The organism is Staphylococcus sp. MSU001, assembly GCF_052976705.1.
Genome location: NZ_JBRIKK010000031.1, coordinates 1 through 12,547, shown reverse-complemented (window position 1 = coordinate 12,547; position 12,547 = coordinate 1). Strand labels below are relative to the sequence as shown.

The window sequence follows — 12,547 nt, the reverse complement described above, 5'->3', positions numbered from 1 at the left end:
GTAAAAAAAGTATTAAGCAACTGACTAAAAGTGCTTAATACTTTTTGTTATCGAAAAAGAGACGTCAACATTGAAACAAAACTTTTAAACAATTTATTTCTAAGTTATGATGCTTATTAAAATACATTTAACTTTTTATCTTAGATAAATAATAACAATAACGTACATAACCGAACCTTATAAAAACACAAACAATGCCATGTTTAATAATAAAATTCCAATTCTTGCTTTAATTCATCTACATATTCTTTAGTTCCCGTCACAATCAAACGATCTTTATATCGTAACTGTGTATCACCATGAGGTACGATTGAATCATTATCTCTTATAATACGAACAAAAATAATATCGCCACCAAATGGGAAGTTACGTAATTGAATATTTTCATATTGATAATTTAACATTTGAATTTCATATAGAGATGTTTCTACATTACTTAATAAATTCAACATATTAGGTGTTTCTATTAAACTTTTTAATAAGATTTTATTACTTAAATAATTACTAAACACCTCTATACCTTGATGTTTCAATGTTGGATCTTCGTTTGTACTTTCAAGTCGACATATAACACGTTTAACACCGTGGTTTTTAGCCATTAACGCAACGCTTTTATTTATATTGTCATCATTCGTAGAACATACAACAATATCTCGCTCGAAAAGTCCCAAGCGTTCTAGTAAATCTTCTTCGTAATCTGCTATTTCTATCATAGTAATATCGTCAGAGAGCTTTCTACTATCACTCAAATCTTTTCGATAGTATAAAGAAACGTCATATAATTGAGAAGTTAAATTTTGTGCTATTGGAATAGTTAATTGATTTTTACCAATCATACTTACTTCTATGCGGCGCCCCACTTCATTAGGAATTGGGAACATCTTCTTGAATATCACGGGTACGAAGACACATGTGATTACAGCACTAAGAATTAAAATGCCGGAAGTTTCCGGAGAAATCGCTTTTAATTTTTCAGCAATTTTAGCCGCAGCTATAACAAGTGATAAAGTTGATGTAAGCAAGAAAGCAGAAGCGATTGTAGTTTTAGTGTCAAACCAGCGTCTAATGTAAAATACGGGTATCAGTTTTGAAATAATAAATGAAAAAATGAGTACAGGTATAATGAGTAACAATGAAGGTTCTTTAATTAAGCTTGGGATATCTAAATCGACGCCTACCATGATAAAGAAAATTGGAATAAAGAAACCATAACCAAAGGAATCTAATTTTTCTACCATCTCTTCATTAGGTTTAAGTAAAGAAACAACAACACCAGCAAGAAATGCACCTAATATGTATTCAGCACCAACACCTTCAGCAAGTGCTACTAATAAAATAATAAGTGCAAAAACCGCTCTAATACCTATTTGCGTTGTACCATCCATTAACTTTTGTAAGAAGGACATACGTTTAAATAACACACCAATTACATAAAAAACAACTGTAAATACGACTAAAATACCTGTAAGCCATATCGTACTACCACCTTCACCATAAATGGCACCATAAACAGTAAGTAAAATCATGGTAAATAAATCTGCTAATACAGCTACTAGTAAAATAAATTGTCCTATCGTTGTACGCATAATATTCATTTCTTTAAGGGTCGGTACTACAACTCCTAAAGAAATTGTTGAAATGATAATCACCATTAAAAGGACATCATTAACTAATCCTAACCATTTAAATGCAAAAGCTAAAACAACGGAAATCATCATAATAAATGCAAATACTGTCAGTGCCAGCTTAAGATGACCAGGTACATCCTTTTCATGTTTATCTTCTCCTTGTCTTGGACGTGAATCCTTTTTAAATGCATTAAAGTCAATTTCTAGACCACTTAAAAACATTAAAAAGATAAACCCAAGCGTAGATAAAATATTAAGAAATGCATCTCTTTCCACTAAATTGAGAAAAGAGTGTCCTATCACAATCCCCATCAATATTTCAGCTACAACAACAGGAAGAAAGTTTATATTAAAACGATGCACAATGATCGGAGTCATAAATGCAGCTACTACGACTATAACTAATGATAAGAATTCCATGTGACCTCCTTATGTTAGGTATGACATGAATGATGTAGCTAATCCAAAATAAATAAGCATACTCACAATGTCATTAATTGTTGTAATAAAAGGACCACTTGCAACAGCAGGATCAATTTTACATTTGTTCATGACTAAAGGAATCATTGAACCAACCAATGTACCTACTGTCATTGCACATGTCAAACTTCCACCTACTATTAAAGCTAATAACGGTTGTCTGAATATGACGACAATAATTAAGAAAAGGATAACTGCACAAACAATACCAGATAATAAACCACTTCCCGCTTCTCGCAATGCAATCTTAAATTTACTCTGTTCATTTATTTCTCCAGTAGATATATTACGGACAGAAACGGCTAATGATTGTGTACCAGAATTTCCTGACATACCACTTATAATTGGAATAAATGCTGCAAGTAATGCCACTTGAGATAATGTATCTTCAAAACTACCTAATATAGTAGCAGTGATCATACCCAAAAATGTTAACACAATGAGCCATGGTAACCTTTTACTCGCCGTTTTAAACACTGAGTCACTTGTAGAATCAATGTCAGATACCCCAGCTAATCGTGAGTAGTCTTCACTTGCTTCTTCATCCATAACATCCAGGATATCATCAATAGTAATAATACCTAGTAAATGATTTTGATAATCTACAACTGGAACTGCTATAAAATCGTAGTCTCTCATTAATTGAGCGATATCTTCTTGGTCATCACCGACATTAGCACTGATGACACGTTCACTCATAACATCTTCAATGTATGCATCATTCTCAGCTACAATAAGATCTCTAAGTGATAGAACACCAACAAGTTGTTCATCTTCATTTACTGCGAATATAACATATATTGTTTCAGCATCAGGCGCTTGTTCTTTTACGTGAATTAACGCTTCTTTAACAGGTGTAGTTGATTTTAAAGAGATAAACTCCGTAGTCATTATACCGCCGGCAGTATCTTCTTCATAATGTAATAAAGCTTTGATTTCATTAGCATTATCTTTGTTCATTAATGTTAGCAAACTCGCCACTTTAGGTTTAGATAACTCATTTAAAATATCTACTGCATTATCATAAGACATTTCCTCTAAGACATGACTAGCATAGGTAGCGTCCATATTATCAAAAAGACTCTCATAATCATCGTCATCAAAGTCTAATTGATCAAAGAAATTTGCTACTTCTTTGGGTGATAAAAACTCAAATATTTTTTGTCTATTTCCATCATCCGTATCTTCAAAGTATTCACTTTGCTCATAGTTATGTAATTCTAAAAATTCTTTTCTGAATTCATCTATATCATTTTGATCTAATAATCGATCAAATAATTCTTTATCATATACGTCTTCACGAACGTTGTCTTTCATTTCAGTTTCGTTAGACATGTTAACACCTCCAAAACATATTTATTATACCATGTTGAATAATTTAATTAATTGTTTGTAATCAACATTTATCAGATAATGAGACCTGTATATGGGGTGGATAAATTCTACTGAACAGCAATGTAACGCTTGTCCATGAACGCAAGGATGATTTCCACCGTACAAATCATCACCAATTAATGGATGACCAATATACCCAAAGTGAACTCGAATTTGATGCGTTCTTCCAGTAAGCAATTTAATCTTACATAAACTAGCAGTCTCATTTTGCATAAGCTTTTGATAGACTGTTTTTGCATACTTCCCCTTTTCATTAACTTCTCGCTTAATGATACTATCACTCAGCCTTGCAATAGGCGCTTCAATAACACCTGAAGATTGTGTTTGGCCATAGGCTAAGGCGACATATTCTTTTTTAAATTTTACCTTTGAAAACAAATGGTGTACATGTCCAAATTTAGCAAATACAACTAAACCTGAAGTGTTTCGATCAAGTCGAGTCACAATATGAGGATTTATTTTTTCGCCTTTTTTTGTATAATAAGCAAGCACTTGTTCTACTAAACTGCCATGGGGGTGTTCTCTAGAAGGTGCACAATTTTGCATTTGTGGCTTGTTTACAATTATCAAATACGCATCCTCATAAATGACTTCTAATTCCTTATCGTAGGGAATCAAATTCTCACTTGGTGTTTCACTTGGAAAATGAACTTCTAATCTATCACCTTTGTCCATAACATGTCTGACAGTTACAGGTGAACCGTTTAATAGTAAAGCGCCATTTAATTTAATGGCGCTCAACGTGCGTTTAGAATAATCTTGATTTTTCAAAAAAGTTTTCACTGGTTCTGACTGTACAATTTGATATGTTAAAATCATCGTTCATCATCACTAGAAATAAATGAGTCATGTACCCTTTTCCAAAACGGAAATGGACGGAATCTAGCAAAACGCACTTTCTCATTAGCAACTCTATACTGTATTGCATTGACGTTTTTGTGCTTAATGCTAACATGATCGATTGTGGTTCTAATCGTATCGTGATTTACCGGCGTAATTAAACACGTATGATGTTTAGGAAGTACTAATGGCGAGCCTACCGTTCTAAACACTCTATTATTAATAGATGCAATTTCAGCAATTTGCATCGCTTCAAGTGATGGATGTATGAGCGCACCACCTAAAGCTTTATTATAAGCTGTCGAACCCGAAGGTGTAGATATACACAACCCATCTCCTCTAAATCGTTCGAAATGTTTACCTCTTATATTGACGTCTACAACCAATGTTGAGCCATTTTCAGTTTTCATTGTTGCTTCATTTAAAGCAAGGTATCTCGTTTCATAACCATTATCGTTATACCTGACTATTAATTCTAAGAGTGGATATTCAATAACTTGAAACTCCGAATTATTAATTTCAATAATAAGCTTTTCAACTTCATGAGGTAACCAATCTGCATAAAATCCTAAATGACCGGTGTGTATCCCGACAAAAGCAACTTTGGATAACATATGACTATATTGATGGAAAGCTTGTAATAACGTTCCATCTCCCCCAACTGAAATGACAATTTCAGGATTTTCGCTATCTTCTACCATTTGAAAATCTTTCATATGATTGATCATTTTATGCTTTAATGCATTTGATTTTGAATCACCTTTAGTAAGGATTGTATAACGCATGATTTACACCTCATTAGTCATTTTCATGTTTCTTAGCACGCTTTTGCGTGTAATACTTTTGCGCTTCTTGAATTTCATCTTTAATTTCGGACATTTCTTCATCTAATAAATATGCCGCTTCTGCTGCTCTCTCTAAACGATGTTGAATCTCATCTGGATATGCCCCATCATATTTATACCTTAATGTATGTTCGATTGTAGCCCAGAAGTTCATTGCTAAGGTTCTGATTTGAATTTCAGCCAATATGTGCTTTTGTCCACTGAGTGTTTCAATAGGATATTTGATTATCACGTGATAAGAACGATAGCCACTTTCTTTTGTATTTCGAATGTAATCTCTTTCTTCTATAACCTTGAAATCTTGACGTTGTCTTAATATATCAACAACTATGTCAATGTCATCCACGAATTGACACATAATTCTAAGACCAGCAATATCGTACATTTCTTCATGTAAACAATCAAAAGGGATACCCCTTTTGTTCGCTTTGTCTATAACACTTGAAATAGGTTTTACCCTTCCAGTCACGAATTCAATTGGAGAATTATGTTCTCCCACTTCGTATTGTTTTCTTAATCCTTTAAGTTTTACTTTTAACTCATCGACAGCTTGCTTATATGGCGTTAAAAATTGATCCCACTGGTTCATTTTGTTTCACTCCGCTTCACTCTAGTTCGAAAGTTTTTTCAACAGCTGAAACAAACTCCTTACCATAGTTATTGTTTCCTTCTATGTTATTCAAAACATAATCTAATTCTTCCTGAAAATGCTTAAGTTCTAAATGATTATTAATAATGATTTTTTTATCTCTATTCTCATGCAACATCGACCATGTTTCCTGAACAAAAATCAAATATGAATAAGATTGTCCATCATCTAAAAGATAAGCAAAACCATAATTATCACTATCAACAAGCATTTGACCTACCTCTTCTAATCCTTCTGTAGATTCCTCTGAGAAGCAATAAACGCCATCATCTTTTAATTTAATTTCATTTATGTAAATACGCATGCTTGTTTCCTCCTTATTCCATACTAGTTTAACATATTACAACCTATCAAAACACGCTACAACTCACAGAAAAAATCTTCTAGTCTCTCATGTTTTTACTGTTATCATTACTCATTCTTTTATGATGATTTAGTGATTACCACAATCTTTTGATCTTCTAACTCACCTAGCCAATTTAAGTTTCAACTTTTACCTATAGTGTTTGACTTTAATTATAAATCAAAATTCATCATAATAAGACATGCTAAATTTACAATAGCTAAAACTTGATAGAGGTGACTTTTATGTCTACGAATAATGAGATTGAATTTAAACAAATACTAAATCAAGATACTTACTCAAAAATCTATGAACTCTATTTCAAAAATCAATCACCTTTTAAGCAAACTAATTTCTATATCGACACAGAGAATTTTAAATTAAAGCAACATCAGGCTGCTTTGCGTATAAGAGTCAAAGATGATATGTATGAGATGACTTTAAAAATCCCTGCTGAAGTTGGATTAACAGAATATAATCACTCAGTAAATATAGAACCTAAACTTGATATGTCACTTCAACTCTCTCAATTACCCAAAGATATTAAAAATATTTTAGAACACGACTTTAATATTTTAGAAAATGAGCTTAAAGTGTTAGGAAACTTAACTACCTATCGTTTAGAAACTGATTATCAAAATGAATTACTAGTATTAGATAAGAGTGAATATCTCGGCAAAACTGATTATGAATTAGAGTTTGAAGTTCATTCTTATGATGAGGGATATTCAAAATTTAAAAGTTTACTTCAACATTTTAATCTTCAACATCAAAAACCTTTGAATAAGGTGCAACGTTTTTTTCAAGAAAAACAAAATGTAAGCAATAAAAAGTAACAGTTGTCGATAAGGCAAATTACTTTTAAATGTAAAAATTCATGTTATATTAGATATATATTAATGGAACACGGTGATATTATGTCTAAAACACCATATGAGTTGATTGGTCAAAAAGCCTTGTATCAAATGATTGATTATTTCTATCAACTTGTCGAGAAAGATTCTCGTATCAATCATTTATTCTCAGGCGATTTCAAAGAAACCAGTCGAAAGCAGAAACAATTTTTGACACAGTTTCTTGGAGGTCCTGACTTATATACACAAGAACATGGTCATCCCATGTTAAAACGAAGACATATGGAATTTACAATTAGTGAGTATGAACGTGATGCATGGCTTGAGAACATGCATACTGCTATTCAACACGCAGAACTTCCTGCGGGTGTAGGCGATTACTTGTTTGAGCGATTAAGACTTACTGCACATCACATGGTAAATTCCTAAATTTAATTGTAGGTGAAAATACATGGCTGAAGAATTAAGAATCATGGAGAATAAGAGTCGTGAAGATACTAATCTATCACCTGTTAGCAAAATAGAAATCTATTCTTTTTTTGATCCTTTTAGTAAAGATTGTTTTAAATTATCTGCAATCTTATCAAAATTAAGAATTGAATATAATAAATATATAAAGGTAAGACATATTTTAAACCCTTCTTTAAAGGTATTAACTAAGTGTCAAGCTCAAAGTACTTCGGATTTTGACAATATTGCACTTGCCTATAAAGCCGCTGAACTTCAAGGTCGCATCAGAGCAGAAAGATTTATACATTTAATGCAAAATGAAATCATTCCAAAACGTGATATTATTACCGAAGATATGATTTCTGATTGTATTAATAATGCCGGTATTGACTATCATGTTTTTAAAGAAGACTTGCAAAAGGACAAGTTGACTGACAGCTTGAAAGTTGATCTTCACATTGCAAGAGAAATGGAAATAGAACAAGCTCCCTCACTTGTTTTTTTCAGCGAAAATGTTCATGAAGAAGGTTTAAAAGTCGAAGGATTATATCCTTATCATATCTATACTTACATTATTAATGAGTTAATGGGACAACCTATAGAGAAAAATCTTCCTCCAAAATTAGAATACTACATTCAAAAGAAACAACTAGTAACAATGGAAGAACTTTTAACAATTTATGAATGGCCTGAAAAATTATTAAACAAAGAATTAAAGAAACTCACACTTCAACAAAAAGTTGAAAAGTTGCAATATCCAGAGGGAGAATTTTGGAAGTCTAAAATGCCTCAGTGTTAATGATAGATATGATGAGAGCTATACAAATTTCATTTTGAAAAATAAATCTTAATTACGATAGCGTGGACTCTCGAGTATAAAAAGAATATTTCACATTTGTTTTTAACTCAGTTATCTATAAATTAAAAAATCGCCTATGACACGAATAGTTGTCATAGGCGTTTTTTAATATTTACTGATGTATTTTTTCATTAAAAATATACACAATAATGTATATATGATGTATAGCAACAATTTTTATATTCAATTTAAAAATTTTCAAATAAAAAAACGCCGTGTCTGATTACACGACGCTAAACAAAGGGGATGGGAGAAATTTTTCACTTCAAACAAAGGGGTATGTTTGTTATGTGATTAATTTCATGTTCATAATATAACACGGTAAAATATCCTTTTCAACCCTTGTTTATTCATAAAATCAAATTGTCACAATCTGTTCATATTGTAAGCGAATTCAATTCTGCTAAGCTTTCATTAACTTTTCAAAAGCATCTAATTTCTGCTCAAATACTTCACAAGCTTCCTCTATTGGTTGAGGTGTTGTCATGTCAACACCTGCATTTTTTAATATTTCGATTGGATAGTTTGAGCTACCCTTTTTTAAGAATTCATTGATATAACGTTCAACAGCAGGTTGACCCTCAGTTAAAATTTGATGACTTAAACTTTGCGCCGCACTATAACCAGTAGCGTATTGATATACATAATAATTCATATAGAAATGAGGAATACGTGACCATTCCTTACTGATATCTTCGTCAGTTTCTACCGCTTCGCCGAAATACAATTTATTAAGTTTAGCATATTCTTCATTCATACGGTTTGGCGTTAACGGTTCCCCAGCTTCTTCTATTTGATGTATTTTATGTTCAAATTCAGCAAACATGGTTTGACGGAATAGTGTTGCTCTAAATCGTTCTAATTCTTGATTAAGTAACAATAGACGTCGTTCATCATCTAAATGTTTGTCCATGTAGTCACTAAGTAAAGCCTCATTACAAGTTGATGCAACCTCAGCGACAAAGATTGTATAATCGCTTAAATTTGATGGTTGATTTTGTCTACTAAAGTAACTATGTGCAGAGTGGCCAAATTCATGTACTAAAGTATATAAATCAGAAACAGTGTCAGACCAGTTAAGTAATATGAAAGGATTAGTTAAATGCCCACCAGATGAATATCCGCCTGAACGTTTACCTTTATTTTCATATACATCGACCCAACGATTATCTAAACCTTCTTTAACCACGTTTAAGTATTCTTCTCCCATTGGCTCAAGTGCTTTTAACATCCAAGATTTTGCCTCTTCATATGGCATTTCAAATTTAACATCTTTAACAAGTGGTGTATAAAGATCATACATTTTTAAATCGTCTAAACCTAATAACTCTTGTCTAAGCTTCGTGTATCTGTGTAATAATGGTAAGTATTTATGGACCGTTTTGATTAAGTTATCGTAAACAGCTTCTGGAATATGATTATTACTTAAAGCTCTTTCACGTGCTGAACGATAATGATGCGTTCTAGCATTAAATACATTTTTCTTAACCTCACCAGCTAAAGTAGCACCTAGTGTGTTATTATGCGCACCGTATGCTTTATAAACATTTCTAAATGCAGAAGCTCTTAACTCACGATCATCAGATTCTAAATACTTGATAAATGTACCTTGTGTTAAAGGATAAGCTTGACCATCTTTATCTATAGCATCTTCAAATTCTAAATCTGCATTGCTAAACATTCCATATACATTAGAAGGCGTAGAAAGTGCGTCTTGTGCTTCTGTTAATAACTTTTCTGTATTCGCATCTAATATATGCGGACGTTTCTCATTAATCAATTTCAAATCAAATTCATATCGTTTTAAATCATCATTAGAATCGATAAAAGATTGAATAGTAGCTTCATCTAGTTGTAAAATTTCAGGTACTAAAAAACTCCATGCAGAGCTATATTTAATAACAAGTTGATGTGCACGTGCTTCTAAACCGGTATACTTATCATTTGCAGTATCTTGATCTTGTTTTAAATGTGCGTATACATATACCTTTTCTAATTTTGTACCTAGCTCGTCTTCAAGACTTAGCGCTTCATATAGTGTTTCGGCACTTTCACCAAGATGACCTTTAAATTTTTCTTCTTCACCTATTTTAGCTTCAATACTTTTAAAAGCTTCTTCAAATGCTTCATCGCTTTTAAATATAGTTGTTAAATCCCATGTATATTCAGGATATTTACGTTCCTGTTCTTCTCTTGTTAATTGTTGACTCATAATGTAAACCTCCTTAATAATCTAATAGCTTAATTTTCTCATTTTAGCACTACTTTTGCACGTTTAAGCCTTCGTGTTCATATAAATAATCAAATTCACGTAAAATAGTGTTTAATATTTGACGTTTGTCGTATTGAAACGTTGCAAACACCCTAAACTTAACTTTATTAAGAAGTTGTTTACATAATTCATTATCATTTAATGTTCTTCTTAGCAACAGATATTTTAATTGCCATTCTATTGGATGCGTTATTAAATATATTTGATGTGGTACAACATATCCTAATTTAGAAATTACATCAGAATCACACATATTTAATTGATACATGGCACTGAGTGTAGGTTCTAAAACACTGTGGCGCTTTCTACAATAGTTTATATAACGTTGTATATTAGAAGCAGACAACCTAAATTTGGGAACATTATTTGATTGAAAAGTCATATTTATTATATCCTCAAATTTTAAAACTTTTCTTTGTGCAACAAAATTTTTACCGCCTACATGTTGAAGATGACTATATAATATTAATACAAACTTTTTTGAATCCCATGTTACTAATGTTCTATTAATTGGATGAATAAAAGCACTTTGAAATGGTGATAATTTAACGTATTTATCTTTCAAAGGAACATCTTTAATAATCCAAATCACATTCAAACCTATTCGCTTTAAACCAGTTGTTCGACGAATAATATTACTGATACTTATTTTAGAAAATTGAACTTCAATTGCATTTTTTTGATTAATCACAATATCTGGATATTGCAAAACTTCTTTGCAATAAGGTTCAATTTCCACGTTGAAATTCAAAGCTTCATAAATTCTTGCTAAATATAACTTTGCTTCATAATGTTCAACTGATTCTGATTTTGAACAGTGGTGATTAAAACGTGTTTTATGCGCAAAGTGGGCTATTAAAGTCATTCCTTGCTTGAGTATCACCTCAGACTTACAGTGAGGACATTGGTATTTATCAAATTTATTTGCATGTTGCGCTAAAATTTTCTGACCTTGATGATTGATTGCCATTAACATTTCCTCACCCCATTATTAATAACGGAGTACATCATAGTTTTACTTTTTAAAATAAAAAAGGTGCCCAATGGCACCTTTTAAATCATTATTATTCATTTGTATCAGTAAAGTATTTACGTACTTGAGAAGTAACATTGTGACTCATAATAATCTTAGCATAGTCGTTTAAATATATATTTGTTTTATCAGTTGGATAAGCAAACTCCAATAACTGACTATAACTATCGTTAATCATCTCTTGTGAAACCGAATCATCAAAATGAATTGAGTAATAATATTTATTATCAATCATATATAATAAATCTTCAAATTCATCAGTGTTTTGATTATTATGATAAGCATAGTCGATAACTTGCTCTAAATCGTCAAATTTCACTATAATATTTCTCACATTTGATGGCTTATGCGCACGTTTTTGTTGTTTATCTTGATGGTTTTTCTTTTGTTGTTTACGTTGTTCAAATAAATCTTCTAAACTTTCTTCACCTTCAAGTGTTTGAGCCAATAATTCATTTACCTGATCATCAAATTGATGATTTGTATCATCGTCTGACATATTCATAGCATCTTCATTTTTTGATTTAGAAATTGTCACTTCCACACCCTTTTCAAAAGCGTGTACTTGAATCCAAAGCGGACCTTCAACTACAAAATCCTCTTCTTCATTAATTTCATCCATCATTGACCAGAAGAATTCTTCACCACGTTTACGGTTACTCCATAGGTCTTCACGACTAAAACCACGTGCTTCAATGTCACTATATGTTATAAACAATTTTACTGTTGTATCATCAACACGTTCTATTCTCATATCATCTCACTCCTTACAGTCGATGAATAGTAACCATATTGTATTAGAACGGAGGTTAAATTACAATTTATTTGTTTGATTAAATTTAACTATTATTCATTTGGACATCTATTTTAACATATTCCCTGTTTTTATAACAAAAAAC

At 31.7% G+C, this 12,547-nt stretch carries 12 protein-coding genes; 3 read left to right on the top strand and 9 right to left on the bottom strand.

Annotation, left to right across the window (positions count from 1 at the left end; genetic code table 11):
* Positions 1–203 precede the first annotated feature (203 nt).
* From ACVBFA_RS11075 to ACVBFA_RS11050, 6 genes are read right to left on the bottom strand one after another with little or no spacing between them, the layout of a single operon-like run.
* Positions 204–2,048, bottom strand: a complete 1,845-nt coding sequence (locus ACVBFA_RS11075) for a monovalent cation:proton antiporter family protein (protein WP_070592491.1) — start codon at positions 2,046–2,048, stop codon at positions 204–206.
* 9 nt (positions 2,049–2,057) lie between these two features.
* Positions 2,058–3,443, bottom strand: a complete 1,386-nt coding sequence (mgtE, locus tag ACVBFA_RS11070; RefSeq protein WP_002475133.1) for a magnesium transporter — start codon at positions 3,441–3,443, stop codon at positions 2,058–2,060.
* A gap of 24 nt (positions 3,444–3,467) precedes the next feature.
* Positions 3,468–4,322: an RluA family pseudouridine synthase gene (locus tag ACVBFA_RS11065; RefSeq protein WP_002475129.1), complete on the bottom strand. Its 855-nt coding sequence runs from the start codon at positions 4,320–4,322 to the stop codon at positions 3,468–3,470.
* The gene (locus tag ACVBFA_RS11060; protein WP_001829306.1) at positions 4,319–5,128 is read right to left on the bottom strand and encodes an NAD kinase; all 810 of its coding nucleotides are present in this window, start codon (positions 5,126–5,128) and stop codon (positions 4,319–4,321) included. The genes ACVBFA_RS11065 and ACVBFA_RS11060 overlap by 4 nt, the downstream gene beginning before the upstream one ends.
* A 13-nt stretch (positions 5,129–5,141) precedes the next feature.
* A complete protein-coding gene (locus ACVBFA_RS11055; protein ID WP_002457168.1) occupies positions 5,142–5,777 on the bottom strand; it encodes a GTP pyrophosphokinase in 636 nt (211 codons plus the stop codon).
* Between the two features lie 16 nt (positions 5,778–5,793).
* Positions 5,794–6,141, bottom strand: a complete 348-nt coding sequence (locus ACVBFA_RS11050) for a UPF0738 family protein (protein ID WP_002457169.1) — start codon at positions 6,139–6,141, stop codon at positions 5,794–5,796.
* Positions 6,142–6,425: 284 nt separating this feature from the next.
* Between ACVBFA_RS11050 and ACVBFA_RS11045 the strand changes: the two genes are divergently transcribed.
* The 3 genes from ACVBFA_RS11045 (at position 6,426) to yjbH (ending at position 8,283) form a co-directional block, all read left to right on the top strand.
* Positions 6,426–7,016 carry a CYTH domain-containing protein gene (locus tag ACVBFA_RS11045; RefSeq protein WP_038813180.1) on the top strand — a complete coding sequence of 197 codons (591 nt, stop codon included), beginning with the start codon at positions 6,426–6,428 and terminating at the stop codon, positions 7,014–7,016.
* Positions 7,017–7,097: 81 nt separating this feature from the next.
* On the top strand, positions 7,098–7,463 hold the full coding sequence (locus tag ACVBFA_RS11040; protein WP_447158845.1) for a truncated hemoglobin YjbI: 366 nt from the start codon (positions 7,098–7,100) through the stop codon (positions 7,461–7,463).
* Positions 7,464–7,485: 22 nt separating this feature from the next.
* On the top strand, positions 7,486–8,283 hold the full coding sequence (yjbH, locus tag ACVBFA_RS11035; protein ID WP_126122605.1) for a protease adaptor protein YjbH: 798 nt from the start codon (positions 7,486–7,488) through the stop codon (positions 8,281–8,283).
* A 463-nt stretch (positions 8,284–8,746) separates the two neighbouring features.
* Here yjbH and pepF read toward each other — a convergent pair whose 3' ends face one another.
* The 3 genes from pepF to mecA all read right to left on the bottom strand — a co-directional run bounded on the left by pepF (position 8,747) and on the right by mecA (position 12,402).
* On the bottom strand, positions 8,747–10,555 hold the full coding sequence (pepF, locus tag ACVBFA_RS11030; protein ID WP_002446073.1) for an oligoendopeptidase F: 1,809 nt from the start codon (positions 10,553–10,555) through the stop codon (positions 8,747–8,749).
* A 49-nt stretch (positions 10,556–10,604) separates the two neighbouring features.
* Positions 10,605–11,585, bottom strand: coding sequence for a competence protein CoiA (locus tag ACVBFA_RS11025; RefSeq protein ID WP_164539703.1), 981 nt, complete (start codon positions 11,583–11,585; stop codon positions 10,605–10,607).
* 94 nt (positions 11,586–11,679) lie between these two features.
* Complete coding sequence (mecA, locus tag ACVBFA_RS11020; RefSeq protein WP_002491607.1) at positions 11,680–12,402, bottom strand: adaptor protein MecA; 723 nt, start codon at positions 12,400–12,402, stop codon at positions 11,680–11,682.
* Between the last annotated feature and the right edge of the window lie 145 nt (positions 12,403–12,547).

Bases quoted from the DNA above. Each gene is read 5' to 3' on its own strand.
- ACVBFA_RS11075 (WP_070592491.1), bottom strand. From the start codon at position 2,048: ATGGAATTCTTATCATTAGTTATAGTCGTAGTAGCTGCATTTATGACT.
- mgtE (WP_002475133.1), bottom strand. From the start codon at position 3,443: ATGTCTAACGAAACTGAAATGAAAGACAACGTTCGTGAAGACGTATAT.
- ACVBFA_RS11065 (WP_002475129.1), bottom strand. From the start codon at position 4,322: ATGATTTTAACATATCAAATTGTACAGTCAGAACCAGTGAAAACTTTT.
- ACVBFA_RS11060 (WP_001829306.1), bottom strand. From the start codon at position 5,128: ATGCGTTATACAATCCTTACTAAAGGTGATTCAAAATCAAATGCATTA.
- ACVBFA_RS11055 (WP_002457168.1), bottom strand. From the start codon at position 5,777: ATGAACCAGTGGGATCAATTTTTAACGCCATATAAGCAAGCTGTCGAT.
- ACVBFA_RS11050 (WP_002457169.1), bottom strand. From the start codon at position 6,141: ATGCGTATTTACATAAATGAAATTAAATTAAAAGATGATGGCGTTTAT.
- ACVBFA_RS11045 (WP_038813180.1), top strand. From the start codon at position 6,426: ATGTCTACGAATAATGAGATTGAATTTAAACAAATACTAAATCAAGAT.
- ACVBFA_RS11040 (WP_447158845.1), top strand. From the start codon at position 7,098: ATGTCTAAAACACCATATGAGTTGATTGGTCAAAAAGCCTTGTATCAA.
- yjbH (WP_126122605.1), top strand. From the start codon at position 7,486: ATGGCTGAAGAATTAAGAATCATGGAGAATAAGAGTCGTGAAGATACT.
- pepF (WP_002446073.1), bottom strand. From the start codon at position 10,555: ATGAGTCAACAATTAACAAGAGAAGAACAGGAACGTAAATATCCTGAA.
- ACVBFA_RS11025 (WP_164539703.1), bottom strand. From the start codon at position 11,585: ATGGCAATCAATCATCAAGGTCAGAAAATTTTAGCGCAACATGCAAAT.
- mecA (WP_002491607.1), bottom strand. From the start codon at position 12,402: ATGAGAATAGAACGTGTTGATGATACAACAGTAAAATTGTTTATAACA.